Origin of the sequence: Paraburkholderia yinzeri, from assembly GCF_046581065.1 — a bacterium.
GTDB lineage: Bacteria > Pseudomonadota > Gammaproteobacteria > Burkholderiales > Burkholderiaceae > Paraburkholderia.
On sequence record NZ_JBFOCJ010000001.1, the window covers coordinates 3,448,139 to 3,473,057 of the forward strand.

The 24,919-nt window shown below is 67.4% G+C and carries 20 protein-coding genes; 9 read left to right on the forward strand and 11 right to left on the reverse strand.

All coding sequences use genetic code 11. The features are described from left to right. Positions 1–256 precede the first annotated feature (256 nt). Positions 257–595, reverse strand: coding sequence for a P-II family nitrogen regulator (locus tag WJ542_RS16425; RefSeq protein ID WP_027795598.1), 339 nt, complete (start codon positions 593–595; stop codon positions 257–259). Positions 596–679: 84 nt separating this feature from the next. Beyond that, positions 680–2,752, reverse strand: a complete 2,073-nt coding sequence (locus WJ542_RS16430; protein ID WP_411190296.1) for an NAD(+) synthase — start codon at positions 2,750–2,752, stop codon at positions 680–682. A gap of 185 nt (positions 2,753–2,937) precedes the next feature. Between WJ542_RS16430 and WJ542_RS16435 the strand changes: the two genes are divergently transcribed. Both WJ542_RS16435 and WJ542_RS16440 read left to right on the forward strand, forming a co-directional pair. Continuing rightward, on the forward strand, positions 2,938–4,110 hold the full coding sequence (locus WJ542_RS16435; RefSeq protein WP_411190297.1) for a GNAT family N-acetyltransferase: 1,173 nt from the start codon (positions 2,938–2,940) through the stop codon (positions 4,108–4,110). Then, positions 4,107–4,457 carry a GIY-YIG nuclease family protein gene (locus WJ542_RS16440; RefSeq protein WP_411190298.1) on the forward strand — a complete coding sequence of 117 codons (351 nt, stop codon included), beginning with the start codon at positions 4,107–4,109 and terminating at the stop codon, positions 4,455–4,457. The genes WJ542_RS16435 and WJ542_RS16440 overlap by 4 nt, the downstream gene beginning before the upstream one ends. Here WJ542_RS16440 and WJ542_RS16445 read toward each other — a convergent pair. From WJ542_RS16445 to ppa, 3 genes are all read right to left on the reverse strand, one after another. Next, positions 4,450–4,752 carry a helix-turn-helix domain-containing protein gene (locus tag WJ542_RS16445; RefSeq protein WP_411190299.1) on the reverse strand — a complete coding sequence of 101 codons (303 nt, stop codon included), beginning with the start codon at positions 4,750–4,752 and terminating at the stop codon, positions 4,450–4,452. The genes WJ542_RS16440 and WJ542_RS16445 overlap by 8 nt on opposite strands. After that, complete coding sequence (locus tag WJ542_RS16450; RefSeq protein WP_411190300.1) at positions 4,736–5,065, reverse strand: type II toxin-antitoxin system RelE/ParE family toxin; 330 nt, start codon at positions 5,063–5,065, stop codon at positions 4,736–4,738. Before WJ542_RS16450 ends, WJ542_RS16445 begins: the two co-directional genes overlap by 17 nt. 266 nt (positions 5,066–5,331) lie before the next feature. Next, complete coding sequence (gene ppa / locus WJ542_RS16455) at positions 5,332–5,859, reverse strand: inorganic diphosphatase (protein WP_411190301.1); 528 nt, start codon at positions 5,857–5,859, stop codon at positions 5,332–5,334. A gap of 318 nt (positions 5,860–6,177) precedes the next feature. On the opposite strand from ppa, the gene WJ542_RS16460 reads away from it, so the two are divergent. The 3 genes from WJ542_RS16460 to WJ542_RS16470 are packed head-to-tail and all read left to right on the forward strand — an operon-like array spanning position 6,178 to position 9,765. Continuing rightward, complete coding sequence (locus tag WJ542_RS16460; protein WP_411190302.1) at positions 6,178–7,617, forward strand: aldehyde dehydrogenase family protein; 1,440 nt, start codon at positions 6,178–6,180, stop codon at positions 7,615–7,617. A 56-nt stretch (positions 7,618–7,673) separates the two neighbouring features. Further along, entirely contained in the window at positions 7,674–8,432 is a 759-nt protein-coding gene (locus WJ542_RS16465) for an SDR family oxidoreductase (RefSeq protein WP_411190303.1), read from the forward strand. Positions 8,433–8,445: 13 nt separating this feature from the next. After that, positions 8,446–9,765 (forward strand): MFS transporter, encoded by a 1,320-nt coding sequence (locus WJ542_RS16470; protein WP_411190304.1) that lies wholly within the window; start codon positions 8,446–8,448, stop codon positions 9,763–9,765. Positions 9,766–9,862: 97 nt separating this feature from the next. Here the strand turns inward: WJ542_RS16470 and WJ542_RS16475 are convergent, their stop codons facing one another. From WJ542_RS16475 to hemC, 3 genes are read right to left on the reverse strand one after another with little or no spacing between them, the layout of a single operon-like run. Continuing rightward, complete coding sequence (locus tag WJ542_RS16475) at positions 9,863–11,062, reverse strand: heme biosynthesis protein HemY (RefSeq protein WP_411190306.1); 1,200 nt, start codon at positions 11,060–11,062, stop codon at positions 9,863–9,865. A gap of 2 nt (positions 11,063–11,064) precedes the next feature. Continuing rightward, positions 11,065–13,164, reverse strand: coding sequence for a fused uroporphyrinogen-III synthase HemD/membrane protein HemX (gene hemDX, locus WJ542_RS16480; protein WP_411190307.1), 2,100 nt, complete (start codon positions 13,162–13,164; stop codon positions 11,065–11,067). Beyond that, entirely contained in the window at positions 13,161–14,186 is a 1,026-nt protein-coding gene (gene hemC, locus WJ542_RS16485) for a hydroxymethylbilane synthase (RefSeq protein ID WP_411190308.1), read from the reverse strand. Before hemC ends, hemDX begins: the two co-directional genes overlap by 4 nt. Positions 14,187–14,420: 234 nt before the next feature. On the opposite strand from hemC, the gene ppc reads away from it, so the two are divergent. Further along, positions 14,421–17,513: a phosphoenolpyruvate carboxylase gene (gene ppc, locus WJ542_RS16490; RefSeq protein ID WP_411190309.1), complete on the forward strand. Its 3,093-nt coding sequence runs from the start codon at positions 14,421–14,423 to the stop codon at positions 17,511–17,513. Positions 17,514–17,592: 79 nt separating this feature from the next. Here ppc and WJ542_RS16495 read toward each other — a convergent pair whose 3' ends face one another. Further along, complete coding sequence (locus WJ542_RS16495) at positions 17,593–18,357, reverse strand: class I SAM-dependent methyltransferase (protein ID WP_411190310.1); 765 nt, start codon at positions 18,355–18,357, stop codon at positions 17,593–17,595. A 104-nt stretch (positions 18,358–18,461) separates the two neighbouring features. Here WJ542_RS16495 and WJ542_RS16500 point away from each other — a divergent pair, with 104 nt between their 5' ends. The 3 genes from WJ542_RS16500 to WJ542_RS16510 all read left to right on the forward strand — a co-directional run bounded on the left by WJ542_RS16500 (position 18,462) and on the right by WJ542_RS16510 (position 21,821). Further along, entirely contained in the window at positions 18,462–19,292 is an 831-nt protein-coding gene (locus tag WJ542_RS16500) for a helix-turn-helix transcriptional regulator (protein ID WP_411190311.1), read from the forward strand. A gap of 137 nt (positions 19,293–19,429) precedes the next feature. After that, positions 19,430–20,836 (forward strand): argininosuccinate lyase, encoded by a 1,407-nt coding sequence (gene argH / locus WJ542_RS16505; RefSeq protein ID WP_411190312.1) that lies wholly within the window; start codon positions 19,430–19,432, stop codon positions 20,834–20,836. Between the two features lie 52 nt (positions 20,837–20,888). Beyond that, complete coding sequence (locus WJ542_RS16510) at positions 20,889–21,821, forward strand: bestrophin family protein (RefSeq protein ID WP_411190313.1); 933 nt, start codon at positions 20,889–20,891, stop codon at positions 21,819–21,821. Between the two features lie 45 nt (positions 21,822–21,866). Here WJ542_RS16510 and WJ542_RS16515 read toward each other — a convergent pair whose 3' ends face one another. Continuing rightward, positions 21,867–22,589: a lysozyme inhibitor LprI family protein gene (locus tag WJ542_RS16515; protein WP_411190314.1), complete on the reverse strand. Its 723-nt coding sequence runs from the start codon at positions 22,587–22,589 to the stop codon at positions 21,867–21,869. A gap of 5 nt (positions 22,590–22,594) precedes the next feature. Then, the gene (locus WJ542_RS16520) at positions 22,595–24,874 is read right to left on the reverse strand and encodes an Orn/Lys/Arg family decarboxylase (RefSeq protein WP_411190315.1); all 2,280 of its coding nucleotides are present in this window, start codon (positions 24,872–24,874) and stop codon (positions 22,595–22,597) included. Positions 24,875–24,919 lie beyond the last annotated feature (45 nt).

Genomic DNA, 24,919 nt, shown 5'->3' on the forward strand with positions numbered 1-24,919 from the left:
GCTTAGGTAGAACGTTCGGGGGTGGACAACGGAAGGAATGGATAACGGCACGCGTTCCGATCGAACGGGTGCGCAAAGAACAGCGACATCAACGTTTTCACGCTGCTGCGAGAGGCGCGTATTGGTGCGGTATCCGAAAGGATCCGCACCATTTTTTTTGTGCCGGCGTATTTTGTACCAGCGTGTACCCGCGCCTGTCCTCGCGCGCGGCACACAAGAGCGCACGGGCCGCACAGGCGGCCCGGCGAGCCGAAGCTCAGACAGCCGCTTCGTTCTCTTCGCCCGTGCGGATGCGGATCACGCGCTCGACGTCGGTGACGAAGATCTTGCCGTCGCCGATCTTGCCCGTGCGCGCCGCGCCGATGATCGCGTCGATCACCTGGTCGGCCTGGTCGTTCGCGACCACCACTTCGATCTTCACCTTCGGCAGGAAATCGACCACGTATTCGGCACCGCGATACAGCTCGGTGTGGCCCTTCTGGCGGCCGAAGCCCTTGACCTCGGTGACGGTCAGGCCCGTCAGGCCGACTTCGGCGAGTGCCTCGCGCACTTCGTCGAGCTTGAACGGTTTGATGACGGCAGTAATGCGTTTCATGGCGGACCTCGTCTCGTATCGGGTTGTCGTGTCGGTAGAAAAATCGTAAGCGATGCCGGGAATTCTACGCTGCGCGCGCGGCACTCACGGCGCCGCCGCCGTGTCGGGCACGCGCTCGAGATCCGCCAGCCAGACCGCGGACTCGGAATCGCTCGGCGCGCGCCAGTCGCCGCGCGGCGAAAGCGAACCGCCCGACCCCACTTTCGGCGCGTTCGGGATGCAACTGCGCTTGAACTGGCTCTGGCGGAAGAAGCGGTCGAGGAAAATACGCAGATTGCGCTTGATAGCCGCCAGATCGTACTGATTGCGTACGACCTTCGCGTTCTCGGGCCACGCGCCCTGCTCTCGGTCGCCCCACGCGTGCTGCGCCAGAAACGCGACCTTCGCGGGCGTAAAGCCGAAGCGCAGCGTGTAGTAAAGATTGAAGTCCTGCAGCTCGTACGGCCCGATCACGCTCTCGGTTTTCTGCTCGGGCGCGCCGTTGGCCTTGCCGGGAATCAGCTCGGGGCTGATGTCGGTGTCGAGAATCGCTTCGAGCACGTCCGAGCCGCTTTCGCCTATCTGCCCGGTCTCCGCCACCCAGCGCACGAGGTGCGTGATCAGCGTCTTGGGTACGCTCGCGTTCACGTTGTAGTGCGACATATGATCGCCCACGCCATACGTGCACCAGCCGAGCGCCAGTTCGGACAGATCGCCCGTCCCGATCACGATGGCGTGATTGAAGTTCGCGAGCCGGAATAGATGATTCGTGCGCTCGCCGGCCTGCACGTTCTCGAAGGTGATGTCGTAGCTTTCCTTGCCTTCGGAATATGGATGGCCAAGGTCTTCGAGCATCTGCATGCAGCTCTTGCGGATGTCGATCTCCGCGGCGGTGGCACCCACCAGCTCCATCAGCTGGCGCGCCTGGCGCAGCGTGCGCTCGCTCGTCGCGAAGCCGGGCATCGTATACGCGAGGATGTTCGCGCGCGGCAGGCCGAGCCGGTCCATCGCCTTGGCGCAGACGAGCAGCGCGTGCGTCGAGTCGAGCCCGCCCGACACGCCGATCACCACCTTCTTGATGCCGCTCTGCGAAAGCCGCTGCACGAGCGCCTGCACCTGGATGTTGTAGACCTCGTTGCAACGTTCGTCGCGGCGCTTCGGGTCGGCCGGCACATACGGGAAGCGTTCGACGCGGCGCACGAGCGGCAGCGCCGGCGCCTCCCACGCGCCTTGTTGCGGCACCTCGCAGCGGATCACGCGAAACTTTCCGATCTCGTCGTAATGACGGCGAATCGAGTCGCCGAACGTGGTCTGGCGCATACGTTCCTGCGTAAGCCGTTCGAGATCGACATCGGCAACGATGAGGTGAGAATCGTCGAGAAAACGTTCCGACTGGGCGAGCAGCTCGCCGTTCTCGTAGACGAGCGCCTGGCCATCCCAGGCCATATCGGTCGTGGACTCGCCCTTGCCCGCCGAGGTGTAGAGATACGCGGCGAGGCAGCGGGCCGACTGCTGCGCAACGAGCTGATGCCGGTAGCCGGCCTTGCCGACCACCACGTTCGACGCCGAAAGATTCACGAGCACCGAGGCGCCGGCAAGCGCCGCGAACGACGACGGCGGGATCGGCACCCACACGTCCTCGCAGATCTCGACATGAAAGCGCAGGCCCGGCACGGCCGGCACGTCGAACAGCAGCGACGCGCCGAACGGCACGTCCTCGCCGGCGAGCCGCACCGTATCGGTGCGCGCGCAATCGGCGGCGCTGAACTGGCGCGGCTCGTAGAACTCGCCGTAGTTCGGCAGATAACTCTTCGGCACCACGCCCGCAACGCGGCCGCCGGCCACCACCACGGCGCAGTTGAAGAGCGTCTGGCCCGCGCGCACCGGCATGCCGACGATCATCGCGAGCGGCAGCGCGGCCGATGCCTCGACGAGCGTTTCGAGCGCGCGCTCGCACGCATCGAGCAGCGCCTTCTGGTGAAAGAGGTCGTCGCAGGTGTAAGCGGAAATACCCAGTTCGGGAAACGCCACGAGCGCGGCGCCCCTTTCGGCGGCCTCGCGCGCGAGCGCGAGCGTTTCGCCCGCGTTGAACGCCGGATCGGCCACGCGGCAGCGCGGCACGCCCACGGCCACGCGCGCGAAACCGTGCGTGTAGAGATTGAAGAAGCGCTCTTTCATTTCGATAACCCTGGAGGCACGCGCGGGCGGCCTGTGTCGATTGCGGGCCCGAGCGCCGACGCCAGCGCGACGGCCCTCACCCGTTCGGGACGTTTGCTTTACCATGACCGTTTGCCGCAGCGGCGCCTCTGGAGTCCCAGTGGAAGTCCTGGCGCCGCGCAAGCCTTATCGGACAGGCACGCACGTTGAACAAGGAACATCTCAATTATCGCACGGGCATCCTCGGCTCACCGGCCGAGGTGGATGCGGGCGAATGGAACGCGCTGCTCGCGCGCCAGGCGCAGCCAACGCCCTTTTTGCGCCACGAATTCCTCACGGCCCTGCACGCCACGCGCTGCGCGACGCCCGAGGCCGGCTGGGCGCCGCAGTTCGTCACGCTGACCGACGAGCGCACGGGCCGCCTCGCGGCGGCCGCACCCGTTTATCTGAAAGGTCACTCGTACGGCGAATACGTGTTCGACTGGGCCTGGGCCGACGCCTACAAGCGCAACGGGATCGAGTACTACCCGAAGCTGCTCTGCGCGGTGCCGTTCACGCCGGTACAAGGCACGCGCCTGATCGCCGCCGACGAAACCGCGCGCCGCCACCTCGCCGCGACGCTGCTGGCCTTTGCCGAGCAGGCGGACGTCTCGTCGTTGCACGTGCTCTTTCCCACCACGGAGGATGCCAATGCGCTGACCGATCTCGGCATGATGCAGCGCGAAGGCGTGCAGTTTCACTGGCTCAACCCGGGCTATCGCGACTTCGACGAATTCCTCGCGACGCTCGAACAAAAGAAGCGCAAGAACATTCGCGCGGAGCGGCGCAAGGTGCGCGACGCCGGCGTGACCCTGAGGCGCGTGCGCGGCGAAGACATCCGCGACGAGGACTGGCGCTTCTTCAGCCGGTGCTACCGGCAGACTTACCGCGAGCATTTCTCGACACCCTATCTGAACCTCGACTTCTTCCGCATGATCGGCGCGTCGATGCCGGAGAACCTCCTGCTCGTGATCGCCGAATACGACGGCAAGCCGATCGCAAGTTCGCTGGTGGTCTATCAGCGCGGAGAGAATGGCGACGGCGGCACCCTGTACGGCCGCTACTGGGGCGCGCTCGAACACGTGCCCTGCCTGCACTTCGAGACGGCCTACTATCAGCCGCTGGAATTCTGCATCGAGGAAGGGCTGGCGGTGTTCGAAGGCGGTGCGCAGGGCGAACACAAGATGGCGCGCGGATTCATGCCCACCGTCACGCGCTCCGCGCACTGGCTCGCGCATCCCGCCTTTGCCGACGCGGTCGCGCGCTTTCTGGCGAGCGAGACGAACCACATTCATGCTTACGTGCACGAGTTGAACGAGCACAATCCGTTTCGCTCATGACCCGCTCTCTCGCGACAACACGCTCAGCGCCGTGGTTCCTCTATCTGCTCGAATGCGCCGATGGCAGCGTCTACACCGGCATCGCCACCGATGTCGCCGCGCGGTTCGCGCAGCACGCGAGCGGCACGGGCGCGCGCTACACGCGCTCGCGCAAGCCGGTGCGGGTGCTGGCTTCGTTCGAGCTGGCCGGCCGCGCCGAGGCGTCGAGCGCCGAATACTGGGTGAAGCGGCTCACGCCGCGCGAGAAGCGCGCGCTCGCGGCGGGTGAGCGCACGCTTGAGTCGGTGTTGCCGGTGGCGGCGGAGCCTGCGGAAGACGAGGCCAAAACAGAGTCAGCCGTCAAATAATGGCCTGCAGCCCCTTGTCGGCAATGACGTTGAGCAGCTTGAGCGCCGGGCCGGCGGGCCGGGTTTCGCCTTGCTCCCACTTGCGCACGGTCGAAGCCGTGGTGTGCAGGTGGAGCGCGAACACCGGCTGACTAAACTTCAAGCCTTCGCGCAGACGCTTGATATCGGCGGCACTGAACTCCCGTACGGGTGGCGGGCAAATCGCGTCGAACTCGCGCATCGTTACCTTGCCGACCAAGCCTGCTTCATGGAGCTCGGCCAGGTCGCCACGCAGCGAATCAACAATCTTGCTCACATTGCACCTCCAATAACACGCCTGCCTGCAACGCCTTCTTCTCGTCCTGCGTGATGTTCGCGATTTCGCTTTTCGGGAACCCGTGCAGAAACACATAGCGACTGCCTATCCGGGCCGACAGCAAAGTCCGGTAGCCGGCCCGCTTGCCACCGCCGCCGGGGCGCGCCACCCGTTTCTTGTAGAGGAAGCCACCCAGGTTCGCGTCGACAAAACCGCATTCCATTTCCTTGACCGCCTTGCACAAGGCGGTATCGGACAGTTTCTCCTTCGCGTGCCACCGCGCAAAAACCCTCCGTTTGAGAAAGCGCGCCATATTCGTCCTCCGAAACTATACCCGTTACGGGCATAGTTTTCCGGTCCATGTTCAGCATTTCCCAGGGCACACCTTTAACTGACGAGTGCTGTTTCACTGCTCGTTCAGCGGTGTGCTCACCGGGTCGTGTGCGGTAGAAAGTAGCGGATGAACATCTCCGCGGACTTGTGCAGAGTCAACGCAATGAAAAAAGCCGCACTGCCTGAATGGCTAGTGCGGCTTTTCCTCAGCCCCACGCCCAGGCGCGAGGCGAACAAACAGGCTGCTTACTTCTTGAAGTTCGCGACGCCTTCGGTAATTTCCTTGTGCGCGGCGTCGATGCCGGCCCAGCCTTCCACCTTGACCCACTTGCCCTTCTCGAGCGACTTGTATTGCTCGAAGAAGTGCTTGATCTGGTCCATCAGGTATTGCGGCACGTCGTCGATCGACTTGATGTTGGCCGTCATCGGGCAGACCTTGTCGTGCGGCACGGCGATCAGCTTGGCGTCGACGCCCGACTCGTCGGTCATCTGCAGCATGCCGAGCGCGCGCGAGCGCACCACCGAACCCGCGAGCAGCGGGAACGGCGTGATCACGAGCACGTCGACGGGGTCGCCGTCGCCGGAAAGCGTTTGCGGAATGAAGCCGTAGTTCACCGGGTAGCGCATGCCCGTGCCGACAAAACGGTCGACGACGAGCAGGCCCAGATCCTTGTCGGCTTCGTACTTCACCGGGTCGCTTTGCGCGGGGATCTCGATGATCACGTTGAAGTCTTGCGGCAGATCCTTGCCGGCGGGGACGTTTGCGAAGCTCATGGGCACTCTCGGTTCAGAGGGAAAACCGGCGACTCCGCGCGCAAACTGGCTCGTGCGCGCCGTGCTGGCAAGGCGCGCCGGCGCGGAAACCGGACGTTAGAGGATGGCGTCATTATAGCCAATCGAGGGCGGCGGCCCCCTCAACGCCCCCGCGGCGCCCCCCGGCAAGGCCATGGACAAGGCGACGAGGAATACTATGAAGCGCGCTGCGAATAGCGCGATAATGGTCCGGCTGGCGCCGCCTGCGCTCCGACAGCTCAGCGACCGGGCCCAGCGACGTTTCCCGTTTTGCGTTTTCCTTTTCAGCGAGGCGCAGGCATGGACGAAGCGAAGCATTTCATCGACGGCGCGTGGCGCGCGCCGGCAGGCGGCGAAACGATCGCCGTGATCGATCCCTCCGACGGCGAGACGTTCGCGCGAATCGCGCGCGGCAATGCGGCCGACGTCGACACCGCCGTGAGCGCCGCCCGCCGCGCATTCGAAGGCGCATGGGGCGCCCTGAGCGCCGCCGAACGCGGCCGCGCGCTCGGCCGCCTCTCGGCGCTCGTCGCACAACATCAGGAGACGCTCGCGCAACTCGAATCGCGCGACACCGGCAAGCCGCTCAAGCAGGCGCGTGCCGACGCCGCCGCGCTCGCCCGCTATTTCGAGTTCTACGCGGGCGCCGCGGACAAGCTGCACGGCGAAACGCTGCCGTACCAGGCAGGCTACACGGTGCTGACCCTGCGCGAGCCGCACGGCGTAACGGGCCACATCGTCCCGTGGAACTACCCGATGCAGATCTTCGGCCGCAGCGTGGGTGCCGCGCTCGCGACCGGCAACGCGTGCGTCGTGAAGCCCGCCGAAGACGCTTGCCTCTCGGTCCTGCGCGTCGCCGCCCTCGCGCACGAGGCGGGCCTGCCGCCGGGCGCGCTCAACATCGTGACGGGCTACGGCCACGAAGCGGGCGCGGCGCTCGCGGCACATCCGGGCATCGACCACGTCTCGTTCACGGGCTCGCCGCAAACGGGCAAGCTCGTCGCGCAGATGGCGAACGAGAACCACGTGCCCGCCACGCTCGAACTGGGCGGCAAATCCCCGCAAATCGTTTTCGCCGACGCCGACTTCAATACGGCGCTGCCTTTTCTTGTCGGCGCGATCGTGCAAAACGCCGGGCAAACCTGCTCGGCAGGCAGCCGCGTGCTGATCGAGCGCGCGGCCTACGAGCCGCTGCTCGCGCGGCTCGCCTCGGCATTCGAAGCGCTGCGCGTGGGGCCCGCCTCGGCCGATCTTGAGTGCGGGCCGCTCATCAGCGAAAAGCAGCGCCGCCGCGTGCGCGCTTTCCTCGACGAAGCGGCGCACGAAGGCATCGCCACGGCGGCGCGCGGGCGCATCGTCGCCGAAGCGCCCGCGCAAGGCTTCTACGAAGCCCCCGCCCTGCTGCGCGACGTGCCGCCGCAAAGCCGGCTCGCCCAGGAAGAGGTCTTCGGCCCGGTCCTCGCCGCCATGCCGTTCGACGACGAAGCCCAGGCCATCGCGCTGGCCAACGGCACGCCCTACGGACTCGTGGCCGGCATCTGGACGCGCGACGGCGCGCGCCAGTTGCGCATCGCGCGCCGCGTGCGCGCGGGACAGGTGTTCGTCAACAACTACGGCGCGGGCGGCGGCGTGGAGTTGCCGTTCGGCGGCAGCGGGCAGTCGGGCCACGGCCGCGAAAAAGGCTTCGAGGCGCTCTACGGCTTCACGGTGCTCAAGACCATTGCCATCCGCCACGGCTGAACCCAAGCAGAACAGCGCTGCAAATCGATATCCATCGACAACAACACGGAGACACCATGCGACTCAAAGGCAAGACGGCCGTCGTCACGGGCGCCGGCTCGGGCTTCGGCGAAGGCATCGCGAAGACCTATGCGCGCGAAGGCGCGAACGTCGTCGTCAACGACCTGAATGCCGACGCGGCGCAGCGGGTGGCGAGCGAGATCGCCATCGCGGGCGGCAAGGCGATCGCCGTGGCGGGCGACGTGACGCGCGAAGCCGACTGGCGCGCCCTGCACGACGCGGCGCTGGAGGACTTCGGCAGCGTGCAGGTGGTCGTCAACAACGCCGGCACGACCCATCGCAACAAGCCCGTGCTCGAAGTGACCGAAGCCGAATTCGACCGTGTCTATGCCGTCAACGTGAAGGGGCTCTACTGGAGCGTACGCGCCTTCGTGCCGCACTTTCGCGCGCATGGCGCAGGCGTGTTCGTCAATATCGCGTCGACGGCCGGCGTGCGGCCGCGCCCCGGGCTCGTCTGGTACAACGGCAGCAAGGGCGCGATGATCGTCGCGAGCAAGGCGCTCGCAGCCGAGCTCGGCCCGGACGGAATCCGCGTGAACTGCGTGAATCCCGTGATCGGCAATACGGGCCTCACCGCCGAGTTCATGGGCGTCGCGGACACGCCGGAGAACCGCCAGCGCTTCATCACCAGCATTCCGCTCGGACGCTTCTCGACACCGCAGGACGTGGCGAACGCCTGCCTCTACCTCGCCTCCGACGAAGCCGCGTTCATCACCGGCACCTGTATCGAAGTGGACGGCGGCCGCTGCGTCTAGGCGAGGAGCGATCATGACCACTCCAGCGAATCACCTGCCGCAGGCGGGCGCCAGCGTGCCGCCCTCCGCTTTCGAGGAGGCCACCTACCGCAAGGTCGCGTGGCGCCTCATCCCGCTCCTGATGCTCTGCTACGTGGTCGCGTATCTGGACCGCGTGAACGTCGGCTTCGCCAAGCTGCAAATGAGCTCGGCGCTGAACCTCTCCGATGCAGTCTACGGCTTCGGCGCGGGCATCTTCTTCATCGGCTATTTTTTGTTCGAAGTGCCAAGCAACGTAATCTTGCATCGCGTGGGCGCGCGCGTCTGGATCGCGCGGATCATGATCACGTGGGGCATCGTCTCGATCCTGACCATGTTCATCACCACGCCGGCGATGTTCTACGTGATGCGCTTTCTGCTGGGCCTGTGCGAGGCGGGTTTCTTCCCGGGCATCATCCTGTACCTCACCTACTGGTATCCGGCGCAGCGGCGCGGCCGCATGACGACGTGGTTCATGACGGCCATCGCGATCTCGGGCGTGGTGGGCGGCCCGGTCTCAGGGTGGATACTCCGCTCCTTCGACGGACTGAACGGCTGGCAGGGCTGGCAATGGCTGTTCCTCCTCGAAGGAATACCGTCGATCCTCGTGGGCGTGCTGGTGTTTTTCGTGCTCGACGACCGCATCGGCAACGCAGCGTGGCTCACCGACGAAGAGCGCGCCCTGCTCGAACGCAATATCGCGGCCGAGGAGGCCACCAAGGAAGACCTGCCCCTCTCGACCGTGCTCACGAATCCGCGCGTGCTCGTGATGAGCCTCACCTACTTCTCGTTCGTGATGGGCCTCTACGGCGTGAGCTTCTGGCTGCCCACCCTCATCAAGGCGACGGGCGTCAAGGACGCGTTTGCCATCGGCCTCCTTTCCGCCATTCCGTTCGCGGCGGCCGTGGTCGGCATGGTGCTGGTGGCAAGGAGTGCCGACCGCACACGCGAGCGCCGCTGGCACATCGCGATTCCGGCGGCCGCGGGCGCGCTCGGCCTCGTGCTTTCGGTGACGTGGGCGCACGACACCACGCTCGCCATGGCCGCGCTCACGCTCGCGACGATCGGCATCCTCACCACGCTGCCGCTGTTCTGGAGCCTGCCCACGGCGTGGCTCGCGGGCACCGGCGCGGCGGCGGGCATCGCGCTCATCAACTCGATCGGCAATCTCGCGGGCTTCCTGAGCCCGTATGCCGTGGGCTGGCTGAAACAGGCCACCGCCGCCAACGACTCGGGCATGGTTATGCTCGCCGCCTTCATGATCCTCGGCGGCCTGCTCGCGCTCGCCGCGCCGGCGAAACTCGTGAACCGCTGATAGGCGGATTCCCCGCATGGTGCGCTTTCCGCCCGCCAAACAGAAATGGCCGCTATTGGCGGCCATTTCTGCTACGTGAATCCCGCAAGAAGCGCGCTTAGACGATATTCATCGACAGCGCACTCTCGCGATAGTGGCTCGCGGCCTTGCCGCTATCCCCAAGCTGCTCGTGCAAACGCGCGAGTGCGCGATGCGAGCGGATCTTGAGCGGCTCGTTGTCGGTGGCGTCGGCCGACTTGAGCGCCGCTTCGAGGAACGACTGCGCCTTGCCCCAAAGCTGCTGCTTCAGGCACAGGCGGCCGAGCGCGAACAGCAGGTCGCCGTCTTCGGGACGATCCTTGCGCCAGCCCTCCGCCTTCTGGATCAGCGGCAGCGCATCGGCGCCCGACGTGTCCGGATAACGGCGCAAGAGGCGCGCGTCCCAGTTCTGCGCGAGCGCCTCCTCGACGATCTTGCGCGCATCGTTCTGGCGATCCAGCGCGATCAGCAGTTCGGCCGCGCAGTCGGCAAGACGCGGCGAATGACGCTCGACGGGCGAGAGCGACTGCCACAGCTCGAGCAGCGCGTCGGCGTTGTGACGGCGATCGCGCAGCAGGTTCTCCGCCGCAAGCTGCCGCAGCCGCACGGCCACGGCCGGATGCAGCGCCTCGCGCTTTTCCAGCGTCTTCACGAGCTTGAGCACTTCGCTCCAGTTCTTCAACTGCTGCTGCGCGCGCAGCGCGATCTGCTGCGCGTGGATGCGGCGGCCGCCCTGCGAGCGCATTTCGGTCAACGCGGCGAGCGCGCCGTCGGCGTCGCGGCCGTCGGCGCGCATGTCGGCCGTCGCCATGAGGCGCGCTTCCTGCAGGTCGGCATCGTCGACCTGCGCGAGCCATTCGTCGCGGCGCGCGTATTCATGCAGCCGATGCGCGGCGAGCGCGGCAATAAGGCCGGCGGCGCCCTTGTTCTTCTCCTCGGAAAGCGAGTCGCGCGCGGCCTTCTCGGCGCGCGAGAAGCGGCCCGCATAGAGATTGCCGACGGCGTCGCGCAGCGCCGAATTCGCCTTCTCCGTGCGCATGCGCGCGCGATAGGCGGCAACGCGCCGCGGCATCGTCACGATGTTGCGCGCGAAGCGCAGGATCGCATAGAGCAGCAGGAAAGCCACGATCACGCCGACGATGAAGAGATTCAGCGAGACGTCCACGCGATACGGCGGATAGACGAACAGCACCTGCCCGGCGTCGAAGCGCCCCACCGTCGCGAGCGCGACGGCGATCACGAACAGGACGGCGAGCCAGAGGAGTCCACGGATGCCCATGCTTACCCCCGGCTCCGGTACTGCTCGACCGCCTGCAGGCTCGTGTCGATGTTCGGCACCGCCACCGCGGCCGAGCCCACGCTCACCGCCTTCACAAGATCGCGCACGGCCTGGGTCTCTTTCGACCCGCTGTCGAAGTAGCGCCCGAGCGCCGCGTCGGCGGCGGCGAGGTCGGACTTGAGCGTCGCCTCGTTGCGCGAGAGCAGCGAGAGGCGTGCCGAGAGCAGGCGCAGTTTCACGTTCTCGCGCACGAAGTAGCCCTGGTCGGGCGACACCAGCATGGCGTCGGCATTGTCGATGCGGCGCACCTGCACGAGACTCGCGATCTGCTGGCCGATGCCCGCGCCGAACGTCTGGAGCCACGCCTTCCAGCGCGGCTCGTTGTTGGCGGCGGCGGTCTGCGCGATATCGGCGGGCGCGGCGGCCTCCGGCTTCGTGTGCGCGACGATCGCCTCGCCCGCGAGCGGCAGCGTGTCGATCTGGGCGAGCGCCGTGTCGAGCTTGATCGCCAGCCCCGCGAGGTCGGTGGACGGCGCGGCCTTCAGCTTGTCGATGTCCTGCGCGATGGCCTTGCGCACCGCGAGCGCCTGCGGGCTGTCGGACGCGGCGAGGCGCGTGTCGGCGCTCTGCAGCGCGAAGAGCGCGAGCTGCGTGTTGCCGGTGAGCTGGAGCTGCTCGCTCGCGCTCGAGAGCATCTGGCCGACTTCGGCAAACGTCCAGTCGTCGCGGTTCTTCGCGAGGTCCGCATACTGCTGCGCGAGCGCCTGCTGCGAAGTCTGCGCGTCGGCGATCTTGCCTTCGAGCTGCGCGATCTGCTTGTCGAGCTGCTGCGCGCCCGCGATCGCCGCGTTGGCCTGCGCGCGCAGCGCGGCGGTCTGCTGATCGGCGGCCTGCTGGCGCTGCACGAGTTGCTGATCGACGCGGTCGAGCTTGCGGTTCAGCGCGTAGCCGCCCGCGCCCGCCCCGCCCGCCACCAGCACGAGGACGAGCCACAGCAGCGCGGAGCTGCCGCCGCGCCGCCCGCCGCTCGCCGCAACCGGTGCGGCGGACCAGACGGGCCGCGTGGGCGCGGATGACGCGCCCGCGGACGCGCTGTTCTGATGGGTCACGTTGCTGGAATCGTTCGAATCAGTCATGCGTGGTTGTGCCGGCGCCTGGGCCGGATTGTTCTGAACCGGTTGTACAACGGAAGAAGCGAGGCCTAGCAGCGTCTCGACGATGCGGTCGTCACCGGCGCCGGACACCGTAATCCTATCAAAACCCATTCCGCGGGCCGTGTCAGCGATGCGCGGATGCGGCGCGACGAGCGGCGCGTGGTACAGCTCGACGATCTCGCCCGCCGTGAGATGCTCGCGCGCGAGCTCGGCGAGGTTGCGCGCGCCCTCGGAACTCGTCACGAGCCAGGCATGCGGCACGCCCGCCAGCAGCGCGTGCACCTGCGCCCAGGCGGCGATGGACGGCTCGGGCACGACGCGCCGGTAGGCCGCGACAGCCTCCACCTCGGCGCCCGCTTCGCGCAGGCGCTCGGCCAGCCACTCGCGGCCGCCGTCGCCGCGCACGATCAGCACACGCCGGCCGGCGAGCGCGTCGGCGCCCAACTGCGCTTCGAGCGCCGCGTAGAGCGATTCGGAGTCGAAGCGCGCGGGCTCTTCGTCGCCGGTGCCCGTGGGGCTGATCACGCGATGCCCGGGCGCCGCGACGCCATGGCGCGCCAGCGCCGCGACGCTGGCCGGGCCGACCACGGCCACCGGCAAGGCATGCGGCCAGATCGACGAGATCGAGGCGTAGGCGGCGAACGCGCAATCGACGGCGTTCGGCGAGACGAACACGACGAGCGCGTAGCGGTCGAGGGCCGCGAGCGCCTCGCGCAGCGGGGCGTCGTCGCGGACCGGCTCGATCGAGATCAGCGGAAATTCGAGCGTGCGGAGGCCGCGTGCGACGAGTCGCGCCGCAAGCGCGGCGGACTGACCGGCCGGACGGGTAATGACGGCCGTGAACGACGCGAGTGGCGTGGACGGCGTGGGCGCGCCGCGATCGCTCGGGCTGCCCCATTCGTCGGGTTGGCGCGGGCGGCCGGCGCCGGGGTTCGCGGCGCCGGTCATTGCGGGTCTGCCGGGCCGGCGCCCGGCGGCGTGTTCGGGGCATCGGCCTGAGCCGCATCGGCGAGCGCGCGCACGATATCGAGCGCGCCCTGCGCGATCAGCGCATCGGCAACGTCGCGGCCCAGCGCGACGGCTTCGTCCACGCTCGCGGCCCGCGAGGCGCCCTCGGCGGCCAGCACGCGGCTCGCGTCGGGCGTGGCGATGGTGCCGCGCAACTGCAACGCGCCGTCGTGCCATTGCGCGTAGGCCGCGAGCGGCACCGAGCAACTGCCGCCCAGTGCGCGCGACACCATGCGCTCGGCCTCGACGGCCTTCGCAGTCGCCTCGTCGTGCAGCGGCGCGAGCCACGCGGCAATGTCGGCGCGATCGGCGCGGATCTCGATGCCGAGCGCCCCCTGGCCCGCCGCCGGCAGGCTGCTCTCGGGCTCGATGAGGGCGCGGATGCGCGCGCCGAGGCCAAGTCGCTTGAGGCCCGCCGCCGCGAGGATGATGGCCGCATAGTCGCCACGGTCGAGCTTGGCGAGACGCGTATCGAGGTTGCCGCGTAGCGGCTTCACGTCCAGATGCGGGTAATGCGCGCGGATCATCGCTTCGCGGCGCAGGCTTGACGTGCCCACCACGCTGCCGGGCGGCAGCTCGGCGAGGGAACCATGGTCGTTCGAAACGAACGCGTCGCGCGGATCCTCGCGCTCCATGACGGCCGTGAGCACGAAGCCTTCGGGCAGCTCCATCGGCACGTCCTTGAGCGAGTGCACGGCAAGATCGGCACGCCCTTCGGCCAGGGCCTGCTCGAGCTCCTTCACGAAGAGCCCCTTGCCGCCCACCTTCGAGAGCGTGCGGTCGAGAATTTGATCGCCGCGTGTCGTCATTCCAACGATTTTCACGTCGCAGGATGGATATAATTTGTGCAGCGCAGCTTGCACATGCTCGGCCTGCCACATCGCGAGGCGGCTCTCCCGCGAAGCGATCACCAGCGTGCGCGGTGTGGCCGACATGGGCGCGGATAAGATCTCGGAGTTCATGGCAAGGACATCGAATGACGGGATCGAAGAACAGAATCGGATAACAGGCAATGTTAGCACGCGCCCCTTTTCCGGCTGGCCCCATGGGGCTTTGCTGGCGTGGCGCCGGGTTATACCCACCCCCCGTTCCAGGTTGCACCCGCAGTAGCGAGCCCGGCGAGGCGCCGCGGCTCATGTATCAGGTAGTCTTTGGATCAACCGACTCATCCCCTGGCAAGCCTTAAGGAACCCATCGTGAAGTCTTCCGGATCGGCGCGAGCAGAGCGCCGCAACAACGCATCGCAGAACGCTTCTTCACCGGCCTCGAACACGACGGCCACGCAAACCGCCAGGCCGGCCAAAACCTCGAAAACCGCAAAGGCTGCGAAAGCGGCAACGGCCGGCACGGCGAGCACGACGAAGAAAGCGGTGAACGCGAAAGCGGCAGCGAAGACTCCGAAGACCCCGGCCCCGAAGACCGCCGGCGCCGGCGCGGCGAAGACTCCGGCGCGCAGCGCGCGCACGCGCGACGACAAGGACCAGCCGCTCTTCGACGACATCCGCTTCCTCGGCCGCCTGCTCGGCGGCGTGCTGCGCGAGCAGGAAGGCGACGCCGTGTTCGATGTCGTGGAAACGATCCGCCAGACCGCCGTGCGCTTTCGCCGCGAGGACGACAACGCGGCGGCGCTCGCGCTCGAAAAGCAGTTGCGCGCGCTCTCGCCCGAGCAGACCGTGAGCGTCGTGCGCGCGTTCAGTTATTTCTCGCATCTCGCGAACATCGCCGAAGACCGTCACCGCAACCGCCGCCACCGCATCCACGACCTCGCCGGCTCGGTGCCGCAGGCCGGCACCATCTCGCACTCGCTCGAACGCCTCGCGCAAGCCGGCGCGGCGGCAACGCCCGTGCTCCAGCAGTTCTTCAACGAGGCGCTGATCGTGCCGGTGCTCACGGCCCACCCCACCGAAGTGCAGCGCAAGAGCATTCTCGACGCGCAGCACGACATCGCGCGCCTGCTCGCCGAGCGCGACCAGCCGCTCACGCAGCGCGAGCGCGCGCAGAACGAAGCGCTGCTGGCCGCGCGCGTGACCTCGCTCTGGCAGACCCGCATGCTGCGCGACTCGCGCCTCACGGTCGCCGACGAAATCGAGAACGCGCTTTCGTACTACCACACGACCTTCCTCAGCGAGATCCCCGCGCTCTACGGCGAGATCGAAACGGTGCTCAAGGAGCACGGTCTCGCGGCGCGCCTGCCCGCGTTCCTGCAGATGGGCAGCTGGATCGGCGGCGACCGCGACGGCAACCCGAACGTCACCGCGGAAACGCTCGAAGCCGCGATCGAGCGCCAGGCCATCGTGATCTTCGAGCACTACCTCGAAGAAGTGCATAAGCTCGGCGCGGAGCTTTCGGTGTCGAACCTGCTCTCGGGCGGCAGCGAGGAGCTGAGGGCGCTGGCCGAGGCGTCGCCCGACACCTCGCCGCACCGCGTGGACGAGCCGTATCGCCGCGCGCTGATCGGCGTGTACACGCGCCTTGCCGCGAGCGCGCGCGTGCGTCTGGGCGAAGGCGTCGTCACCGTGCGCCGCGCGGGCCGCGCCGACCGCGGCGCGGCGCCGGTGCGTGCGCAGCCCTATGACGACGCCGCCGAATTCTCGCGCGACCTGCACGTCCTCATGGACTCGCTCGCCGAGCATCACGGCGCCTCGCTCGCCACGCCGCGCCTCGCGCCGCTCCTGCGCGCCGTGGAAGTGTTCGGCTTCCACCTCGCGAGCATCGACTTGCGCCAGAGCTCGGACATCCACGAGGCGGTGATCGCCGAACTGCTCGCGCGCGCGGGCGTCGAGGCCGATTACGCCGCGCTCTCCGAGGAAGACAAGCAGATCGTCCTGCTCGCCCAGCTCGCGGACCCGCGCATGCTGCGCACGCCGTATCTGGAGTACTCCGACCTCGTGAAGAGCGAGCTCGGCGTGCTGGAAATGGCGCGCGTGACGCGCGAAAAATTCGGCGCACGCTCGGTGCGCAACTACATCATCTCGCACACCGAAACGGTTTCCGACCTGCTCGAAGTGATGCTGCTGCAGAAGGAGACGGGACTCTTCAAGGGCCGCCTCGGCCACGCGGACGACCCGGCGAAGGCCGGCCTCATGGTGATCCCGCTCTTCGAGACGATCCCCGACCTGCGCAACGCGCCGAACATCATGCGCGACCTGCTCGCGCTGCCGGGCATCGACGGTATCGTCGAACACCAGGGCAACGAGCAGGAGATCATGCTCGGCTACTCGGACAGCAACAAGGACGGCGGCTTCCTCACCTCGAACTGGGAACTCTATCGCGCCGAGCTTGCGCTCGTGGCGCTGTGCCGCGAGCGCGGCATCACGCTGCGCCTCTTCCACGGCCGCGGCGGCACGGTGGGCCGCGGCGGCGGCCCGACCTACAACGCCATCCTCTCGCAGCCGCCCGGCACCGTGGAAGGACAGATCCGCCTCACCGAGCAGGGCGAGGTGATTGCGAGCAAGTTCGGCAACCCGGAGATCGGCCGGCGCAACCTGGAAACCGTGATCGCCGCGACGCTCGAAGCCACGCTCCTGCCGCAGGACCACGCGGGCAACTCGCCGCAGCAGTTGGCCGCCTACGAAGAGACGATGCAGGAGCTCTCGGACGCGGCGATGGCCGCGTACCGCTCGCTCGTCTACGAGACGCCGGGCTTCACCGACTACTTCTTCGCCTCGACGCCGATCACCGAGATCGCCGAGCTGAACATCGGCAGCCGCCCGGCCTCGCGCAAGCTGCAGGACCCGAAGAACCGCAAGATCGACGATCTGCGCGCGATTCCCTGGGGCTTCTCGTGGGGCCAGTGCCGCCTGCTGCTCACGGGCTGGTACGGCTTCGGCAGCGCGGTGGCCGCGTACCTCGACGAAGCGGGCAGCGAGGCCGAGCGCGCGCGGCGCCTCGCCCTCTTCAGGAAGATGTACAAGAGCTGGCCGTTCTTCTCGAACCTGCTCTCGAACATGGACATGACGCTCGCGAAGACCGACCTCGCAGTGGCCTCGCGCTACGCGCAGCTCGTCGCGGACAAGAAGCTGCGCAAGCACGTATTCGAGCGCATCGTGGCGGAATGGGAGCGCACGACGAAGGTGCTGGGCGAGATCACGGGCTCGGGCGAACGTCTCGCCGACAACCCGCTGCTCGCGCGTTCGATCAAGAACCGCTTCCCGTATCTCGATCCGCTCAATCACTTGCAGGTCGAGCTGATCAAGCGCTATCGCGCCGGCGACCCGAGCCCGCGCGTGCGGCGCGGTATTCATCTGACCATCAACGGGATTGCGGCGGGGTTGCGCAATACGGGTTGAGGCGGCGCGCTTCGCGCCATCTCGCTAAACACCAACGGCGTTGTGCTCTCAGGGGCACGACGCCGTTTTTTCATGGGGCTCAGCCGCGCCGCTTCGCCTCAATCATCAGCGCATCGAGCTTGAACGAGCCATCGCTCTGCACATCGAAATATTGCCGGACCTCGTCCGGCGCGCTCTCCCACATCGAACGGATGGCCGTGATTCGCCCGGCCGGCGTGCGCATGCGCGCCACCCACGAATCGAAGTCGATGCCGATGCGCCAGCGCTCGCTCACCTGCGCATCGAAGCCGGCGGCGTCGAGCATCGCGATCCATTCGTCGGCGCGATAGTCGCGGATATGCGAGGCATCGCGCAAAATTTCGATGGCCTGAATATGCGTGTCGTAAAGCGGATCGTCGATGCCCGCGATGTCGATGAACTTCAGGCGGCCGCCCGGCTTGAGCACGCGATGCACCTCGGCGAGCGCCTTCGGCACGTCGCGCCAATGGTGCGCGCTCATGCGGCTCACGGCCCAGTCGAACGAGCCGTCGGAAAACGGCAGCGTCTCGGCCGCGCCCTGCTGCGTGCGGATCGTGGTCAGGCCGCGCTCTTTCGCGGCGGCTTCGACCGTGGCGAGCATGGGCGGGGCAATGTCGTACGCCACCACCTCGCGCACATGCGGCGCCACTGCGAAGCTCGCATGCCCCGCGCCGCAGCCCATGTCCAGCACCGTCGCGTGGCCGCCGGTGGCCGCGAGCGTCGCAGCAAGGCTTTCCAGATCCGCCCCGCTCGCATGGACCTGGCTCGTGAGGTAGGCGGCGGCTGTCGAGCCGAAAGCGTCGGCCACCTGGTCGTGATGCTTCATCGAATGCTCCTTTTCCGGTTCGTCCTGCCGCTACAATAGAGCCCGTTTGGTACCAGTACAAGTTAAGCAGATATTCTGGTATCGCCAGCACCCGTCCCACGCCCATGAAGCCAGATACCCCCGCCGGCACGCCCGACTCCGGCGCCGCCCGCGTTCTCGACACCACGCCCGCGCAGGCGCTGGGCGATTTCATCCGCGCCCATCGCGAGCGGCTTTCCCCGCAGGCCGTGGGCCTGCCGCCCGGCCCGCGCCGCCGCACGCCCGGCTTGCGGCGCGAGGAAGTGGCCCAGCTCTGCGGCGTGAGCCCGACCTGGTACACGTGGATCGAGCAGGGGCGGCCCGTCTCGGCCTCGGCGGACGCGCTCGCGCGCATCGCCGTCGCGCTGCAGCTCTCGCGCGCCGAACGCGCCTATCTGTTCGAACTGGCCGCCCAGCGCGACCCTGCCGAGCCCGACGTGGCAGGCGCCGCCGACGCGCCCTCCACGCTGCTGCAAACGGTGCAGCTCGTGGATGCGCCCGCCTACGTGCTCGACCGCCAGTGGACGGCGCTCGCCTGGAACGCGCGCGCGACGGACCTGTTCACGGGCTGGCTGGACGGCGCGCACGACCGCAACCTGCTGCGCTTCACGTTCACGGAGCCGCTTGGGCGCGAGCTGATCGTCGACTGGGAAACGCGCGCGCGGCGCCTCGCCGCCGAGTTCCGCGCCGACTCGATCCGCCACCTGAACGACGCGCCGACCCGCGCGCTGATCGACTCGCTGATGGCGTCGAGCGACGCGTTCGCGCGCTTCTGGGCCTCGCAGGACGTGTTCGAGCGCGAGGGCGGCCGGCGCGAGTTCAATCACCCGCGGCACGGCCGCATCGCCTACGACCAGATCACGTTCAAACCCGCGCACCGCGAAGACTTGAAGCTGGTGGTGCTGGTGCGGCTCTGAGCAGCCCTGCGGCAGGGGCCGCGGTGTCCGTCGATGGTAAAATCGGGCTCTTTCGCGCCGCGCGCCGCCTTTACGCGAAGCGGCCACCGCGCGGGCAGCCTTCCCACCTCCTTCTCACGTCGTTTGCGCCCATCACCATGACGTCCCAACTGCACAAAAAAGGCGAAGCCTGGTCGGCTCGCTTCTCCGAACCCATGTCGGAGCTGGTCAAACGCTACACGTCGTCGGTCTTCTTCGACAAGCGCCTCGCGCTCGTGGACATCGAGGGCTCGCTCGCGCACGCGTCGATGCTGGCCGCGCAGAAGATCATCTCCGCCGACGACCTCGCCGCCATCCAGAAGGGCATGGCGCAGATCAAGGGCGAGATCGAGCGCGGCGAGTTCGAGTGGCTGCTCGATCTCGAAGACGTGCACCTGAACATCGAGGCGCGCCTGACCGCCCTGATCGGCGACGCCGGCAAGCGCCTGCACACGGGCCGCTCGCGCAACGACCAGGTCGCCACCGACATCCGCCTGTGGCTGCGCGGCGAAATCGACCGCATCGGCGGCCTGCTCGGCGACCTGCGCCGCGCGCTGCTCGACCTCGCGGACCAGCACGCCGGCACAATCATGCCGGGCTTCACCCACCTGCAGGTGGCGCAGCCCGTCACGTTCGGCCATCACCTGCTCGCCTACGTGGAAATGTTCACGCGCGACGCCGAGCGCATGGTGGACTGCCGCAAGCGCGTGAACCGCCTGCCGCTGGGCGCGGCAGCGCTCGCGGGCACGAGCTATCCGATCGACCGCCACGCCGTGGCGAAGACGCTCGGCTTCGACGGCATCTGCGCGAACTCGCTCGACGCCGTTTCCGACCGCGACTTCGCGATCGAATTCACGGCCGCCTCGGCGCTCGTCATGACGCACGTTTCGCGCTTCTCGGAAGAGCTCGTGCTGTGGATGAGCCCGCGCGTGGGCTTCATCGATCTGGCCGACCGCTTCTGCACGGGCTCGTCGATCATGCCGCAGAAGAAGAACCCGGACGTGCCCGAACTGGCGCGCGGCAAGACCGGCCGCGTGAACGGCCATCTGATGGGCCTCCTCACGCTGATGAAGGGCCAGCCGCTCGCCTATAACAAGGACAACCAGGAAGACAAGGAGCCGCTGTTCGACACGGTCGATACCGTCGCCGACACGCTGCGCATCTTCGCGGAGATGGTCGCGGGCATCACGGTCAAGGCCGAGGCGATGCGCGCGGCGGCGCTGCAAGGCTTCTCGACAGCCACCGACCTCGCCGACTACCTCGTGAAGAAGGGTCTGCCGTTCCGCGACGCGCACGAAGCCGTGGCGCACGCCGTGCGCATCTGCGTGGACCGCAACTGCGACCTCGCCGACCTCACGCTCGACGAAATGCGCCGGGATCTGCCGGCGGTCTCGCACCTGCTGGGCGAAGACGTGTTCGAGGTGCTGACGCTCGACGGCTCGGTTGCCTCGCGCAACCATCCAGGCGGCACCGCGCCCGAACAGGTGCGCGCAGCCATTGCGGCAGCACGCGCAGCGATCCAGTAACTCAAACCACGTTTCGGGGCGCGCCCGACCGCGCCCCGCCTCTCGTTCGCCGATGATCGTCCGCCCTCGCCTCAACTGGTTCTGGATGCTGCTCGCGTGGCGCGGCTCCGTACTGCCGCAACTGCTGCCGCGGCTCTTTATCGTGCTATGCCTGTCGATCATCGCCGTGGCGTCGCACGATCACATCCTCAAGGTCACCGTCAATCTGAGCACGGTGCCGTTCTCGCTGATCGGCATTGCGCTCGCGGTGTTCCTCGGCTTTCGCAACAACGCGAGCTACGACCGCTACTGGGAAGGACGTAAGCTCTGGGGGCAGTTGCTCAACGAAACGCGTTCGCTTACGCGCGAAGCGCTGACCCTGCCGAGCGGCAACGAAAGCGGCAACGGCGGCGCCGCGCGCGCACGCGAGCTTGTCGGCATCCTTTGTGCGCTGCCGCACGCGCTGCGCCACCAGTTGCGCCACACCGACCCGCAAGCCGACCTCGCGCAGCGGCTCTCGCCCGCGCTGCTCGAACGCGTGCTGGCCTCGCGCTTCAGGCCGATGACGCTGCTCCTCTGCGCTTCGGAGTGGGTGCGCAACGAGGCGCGCGAAGGCCGCCTCGACGGCTTCGCGGTGCTCGCGTTCGAGCACAATCTGAACGGGATTTCGGATGTGATAGGCGGCTGCGAACGCATCGCCTCGACGCCGCTGCCGTTCGCCTACACGGTGATGATCCACCGCACGGTCTACTTCTTCTGCGCGCTGCTGCCGTTCGGCCTCGTCGACAGCATCGGGGCGCTCACGCCGGTCTTCGCGGTGTTCGTCGCGTACACGTTCATGGCGCACGAGGCCATCGCCTCGCAAATCGAAGACCCGTTCGGCACCGAGGACAACGACCTCGCGCTCACGGCAATGTCCGTCTATATCGAGGCCGCGCTGCGCGACCTGCTCGGCGAGCCGACGACGCTGCCCACGCGCCTGCCCGAAGATTTCATCGTCGACTGACGCGCGCCGCGGCCGTCGTGGCGCGGCGCATGCCGCGTTCGGGCGTCAGCGGTTGCCCACCGTCTCCGAGAGCCGCTTGAGCGTGGCAAGACGCGCACCCAGCAGATCGAGCCGCGCGTGCTCGTCGACGAGCGGCAGGGTGGCGTCGCGGTACGCGCGCCATGCGGCCTGCGCGCGCGTAAGGACGGGCCGCGAATGCGCCGGCATGCGCGCATAGAGCTTGCGGTAATAGCGATTGAGGTCGTAGCTGACGTGCTCGCAGCTCGCATCCGCCGAACACACCCACGCGCCCGGCGCATCCTGCGGCCCGGCGGCCGCGGCCTGGCGCCGCAGCGAGAGCGCGCGGTCGCGCACGGGCTGCAGGCGCATGTCCGCGTCGTAGAGCTGATAGGACGAGCCGCTCGTGGTCGCGAACGCGGCCGCGAGCATCGTGTCCTCGGCGTCGCGCCACGCCGCCCAGCGCTGCTGGCTTAGTTGCCAGCCCTTTTGCTGCGCGGGCGGCACCTTCGCGATCAAGGCGTTGAGCGCGTTGTCGGCCGCGCTGCGCCAGGCGGTGCGCGCGTCGTCCATGCACTGCACCTGCCCGGCCGTCGACGACCGGTCCGCGCGCGCAAGACACGCGCGCATTCCCGCGTCGATCGGATCGGCCGCCGCCACTTCCGCATGCGCCGGCCCCGCCAGCAGCAGCCACGCCGCCAGCAGCGACGCGACGCCCGATTTCCGGCATGGCCAACGTGGCCAGGTGCGCATCGTGTTACCGCTCTTCATCGGACTCAGTCGCGCACGCAATCGACGAAGTACTCGATGCGCCCATTGATCATCTCGCCCACCAGACCGTGGATATCCGTATGGAAGCCCGGGAAACGCTCGTTGAATTCGCGCGCGAACTTCAGGTAGTTCACGATCGTCTTGTTGAAGCGCTCGCCCGGAATCAACAGCGGAATGCCCGGCGGGTACGGCGTGAGCAGGATCGACGTGACGCGGCCTTCGAGCTCGTCGATGGCCACGCGGTCCACCTCGCGGTGCGCGAGCTTCGCGAACGCGTCGGAAGGCTTCATGGCCGGCTCCATGTCCGAGAGGTACATCTCGGTCGTGAGGCGCGCGATGTCGTTGGCACGGTAGACGCTGTGGATCTGCTGGCACAGATCGCGCAGGCCCACGCGCTCGTACATCGGGTGCTGCGCCACGAACTCGGGCAGCACGCGCCAGAGCGGCTGGTTGTTGTCGTAGTCGTCCTTGAACTGCTGGAGTTCGGTGACCATCGAGTTCCAGCGGCCCTTCGTGATGCCGATGGTGAACATGATGAAGAACGAGTAGAGCCCCGTCTTCTCGACGATGATGCCGTGCTCGGCCAGGTACTTCGTCACGATGGCGGCCGGAATGCCGGCGTCGCCGAAGTCGCCGTCCACGTCCAGACCCGGCGTGACGATGGTCGCCTTGATCGGGTCGAGCATGTTGAAGCCTTCCGCCAGCGCGCCGAAGCCGTGCCAGTGGTCGTTCGGGCGCAGCATCCAGTCTTCGCGCGAGCCGATGCCTTCTTCCGCGAGCTCATCCGGGCCCCAGACCTGGAAGAACCAGTCGTCGCCGTATTCGGCGTCCACCTTGCGCATGGCGCGGCGGAAATCGAGCGCTTCCGCGATCGACTCTTCCACGAGCGCGGTGCCGCCCGGCGCCTCCATCATCGCGGCGGCCACGTCGCACGACGCGATGATCGCGTACTGCGGGCTCGTGGACGTGTGCATCAGATAGGCTTCATTGAAGCGATGGCGGTCGAACGTGCTGTTCTCCGAATCCTGCACGACGATCTGCGAAGCCTGCGAGATACCGGCGAGCAGCTTGTGCGTAGAGTGCGTGGCGAACACCAGCGCGCCCGTGCGCGGACGGCCCGCGCCGATCGCGTGCATGTCCTGGTAGAACTCGTGGAACTCGGCGTGCGGCAGCCACGCTTCGTCGAAGTGCAGCGTGTCGAGCAGGTCGCCCAGCAGATCCTTGATCATCTCGACGTTGTAGATCACGCCGTCGTAGGTGCTCTGCGTGATCGTGAGAATGCGCGGCTTCGCGTTCGGGTTCTTCGCGAGCGCTTCGCGTGCGAACGGGTTGGCCTCGATCTTCTTGCGGATGTTCTCCAGCTTGAACTCGTCGCGCGGAATCGGGCCGATGATGCCGAAGTTGTTGCGCGTCGGCGTGAGGAACACCGGAATCGCACCCGTCATCATGATCGAATGCAGGATCGACTTGTGACAGTTGCGGTCCACCAGCACGATGTCGCCCGGCGCCACGGTGGCGTGCCAGACGATCTTGTTCGAGGTCGACGTGCCGTTGGTCACGAAGAACACGTGGTCCGCGCTGAAGATGCGCGCCGCATTGCGCTCCGAGGCCGCGACCGGGCCCGTGTGATCCAGAAGCTGGCCGAGTTCTTCGACCGCATTGCAGACGTCGGCGCGCAGCATGTTCTCGCCGAAGAACTGGTGGAACATCTGGCCAAGCGGGTTCTTCAGGAACGCCACGCCGCCCGAGTGTCCCGGACAGTGCCACGAGTACGAGCCTTCGTCCGCGTACTTCACCAGTTCCTTGAAGAACGGCGGCGCGAGCGCGTCGAGGTACACCCGCGCTTCGCGAATGACGTGGCGCGCCACGAATTCCGGCGTGTCCTCGAACATGTGAATGAAGCCGTGCAGCTCGCGCAGGATGTCGTTGGGCAGATGGCGCGAGGTGCGCGTTTCGCCGTACAGGAAGATCGGGATGTCGGCGTTGCGCTTGCGCACCGCTTCCATGAACGCGCGCAGCGCGATGATCGCCGGTGCATGCTCGGGCGCCTCTTCGTCGCCGCCTTCGACATACGTGAGCAGTTCGTCGTCGTCGATCGAGAGAATGAAGCACGCGGCGCGGCTCGACTGCTGCGCGAACGACGTGAGGTCGCCGTAGCTCGTCAGCCCGAGGACTTCCGCCCCCTCCTTCTCGATGGCTTCGGCGAGCGCACGGATGCCGGAACCGGAGATGTTCTCGGAGCGAAAGTCTTCGTCGATGATGACGACGGGAAAGCGAAACTTCATGGGCGAATCTCCAAAAGAAACGACCGCTGCATGTGTTGCGCAGCG

What these genes read in the sequence shown, in the direction of transcription:
- WJ542_RS16425 (WP_027795598.1), bottom strand. Translation starts at nt 595, where the DNA reads ATGAAACGCATTACTGCCGTCATCAAACCGTTCAAGCTCGACGAAGTG.
- WJ542_RS16430 (WP_411190296.1), bottom strand. Translation starts at nt 2,752, where the DNA reads ATGAAAGAGCGCTTCTTCAATCTCTACACGCACGGTTTCGCGCGCGTG.
- WJ542_RS16440 (WP_411190298.1), top strand. Translation starts at nt 4,107, where the DNA reads ATGACCCGCTCTCTCGCGACAACACGCTCAGCGCCGTGGTTCCTCTAT.
- WJ542_RS16450 (WP_411190300.1), bottom strand. Translation starts at nt 5,065, where the DNA reads ATGGCGCGCTTTCTCAAACGGAGGGTTTTTGCGCGGTGGCACGCGAAG.
- ppa (WP_411190301.1), bottom strand. Translation starts at nt 5,859, where the DNA reads ATGAGCTTCGCAAACGTCCCCGCCGGCAAGGATCTGCCGCAAGACTTC.
- WJ542_RS16460 (WP_411190302.1), top strand. Translation starts at nt 6,178, where the DNA reads ATGGACGAAGCGAAGCATTTCATCGACGGCGCGTGGCGCGCGCCGGCA.
- WJ542_RS16465 (WP_411190303.1), top strand. Translation starts at nt 7,674, where the DNA reads ATGCGACTCAAAGGCAAGACGGCCGTCGTCACGGGCGCCGGCTCGGGC.
- WJ542_RS16470 (WP_411190304.1), top strand. Translation starts at nt 8,446, where the DNA reads ATGACCACTCCAGCGAATCACCTGCCGCAGGCGGGCGCCAGCGTGCCG.
- WJ542_RS16475 (WP_411190306.1), bottom strand. Translation starts at nt 11,062, where the DNA reads ATGGGCATCCGTGGACTCCTCTGGCTCGCCGTCCTGTTCGTGATCGCC.
- hemDX (WP_411190307.1), bottom strand. Translation starts at nt 13,164, where the DNA reads ATGACCGGCGCCGCGAACCCCGGCGCCGGCCGCCCGCGCCAACCCGAC.
- hemC (WP_411190308.1), bottom strand. Translation starts at nt 14,186, where the DNA reads ATGAACTCCGAGATCTTATCCGCGCCCATGTCGGCCACACCGCGCACG.
- WJ542_RS16495 (WP_411190310.1), bottom strand. Translation starts at nt 18,357, where the DNA reads ATGAAGCATCACGACCAGGTGGCCGACGCTTTCGGCTCGACAGCCGCC.
- WJ542_RS16500 (WP_411190311.1), top strand. Translation starts at nt 18,462, where the DNA reads ATGAAGCCAGATACCCCCGCCGGCACGCCCGACTCCGGCGCCGCCCGC.
- argH (WP_411190312.1), top strand. Translation starts at nt 19,430, where the DNA reads ATGACGTCCCAACTGCACAAAAAAGGCGAAGCCTGGTCGGCTCGCTTC.
- WJ542_RS16510 (WP_411190313.1), top strand. Translation starts at nt 20,889, where the DNA reads ATGATCGTCCGCCCTCGCCTCAACTGGTTCTGGATGCTGCTCGCGTGG.
- WJ542_RS16515 (WP_411190314.1), bottom strand. Translation starts at nt 22,589, where the DNA reads ATGAAGAGCGGTAACACGATGCGCACCTGGCCACGTTGGCCATGCCGG.
- WJ542_RS16520 (WP_411190315.1), bottom strand. Translation starts at nt 24,874, where the DNA reads ATGAAGTTTCGCTTTCCCGTCGTCATCATCGACGAAGACTTTCGCTCC.